Source organism: Vibrio sp. 2132-1, from assembly GCF_033344315.1.
Window position 1 is genome coordinate 1 of record NZ_JAWPON010000517.1, and the last position, 617, is coordinate 617.

Sequence of the window (617 nt, forward strand, 5' to 3'; positions counted from 1 at the left end):
TGTCCACACACCGCTCTTCCATCATGTATCCGACCGCCCATCGGTAGATTCGCTCTTTCAGCAATTGACGAGTGCGTTTTTAACGCATGCAAAAGCTGAGTAATGAAAGGAGCGAGCCTCACCCTTCTCACCCTTGCTCCGAACAACTTCTAGCTATTGGATATAGTCATTTCGTTCGCTGCCTTTCTCCGAGAAGTACTCGATAAACTCAAACAGCATACCGTGGTCTTCTAGATAGTAGACGTTCTTTCTAAATGGGTGTTCGTCGCCTCGGTGGTCGAGCTCATAACCAGCTTTGCTTAGCCTTTCGATGAGGGCTTCTACATCCGGCACCACAATCCCTATGTGTTTAAAACCTGTGAAGTGTGATGTCCAATGAGTAGCGTCGCCTTTTCCTCCCGACGAGATGGCAATATAAGAATGATCATCACCTACGTGAAACCATTCAATTGGTCGGCCAAACCAATTATCTATTTTTCCGCCGCCGCGCACTTTCCATTCAGGGATAGCGGCGGTCAAAAATTGGGTCATCTTTTGTGCGTCAACGACTGAGATATTGGCGTGTTCTACATAACTGTTCATGTATGTTTCCCTTTGGGTTCTTGTTTTTGTCCTTA

General features: G+C 46.5%; 1 protein-coding gene and 1 pseudogene. One reads left to right on the forward strand and one right to left on the reverse strand.

Annotation, left to right across the window (positions count from 1 at the left end):
* Positions 1 to 103: pseudogene (locus tag R8N47_RS26395) on the forward strand (lipoate--protein ligase); the annotation flags it as partial.
* A gap of 50 nt (positions 104 to 153) precedes the next feature.
* On the opposite strand, the gene R8N47_RS26400 reads toward R8N47_RS26395, so the two are convergent.
* The gene (locus R8N47_RS26400) at positions 154 to 582 is read right to left on the reverse strand and encodes a VOC family protein (protein ID WP_138937168.1); all 429 of its coding nucleotides are present in this window, start codon (positions 580 to 582) and stop codon (positions 154 to 156) included.
* Between the last annotated feature and the right edge of the window lie 35 nt (positions 583 to 617).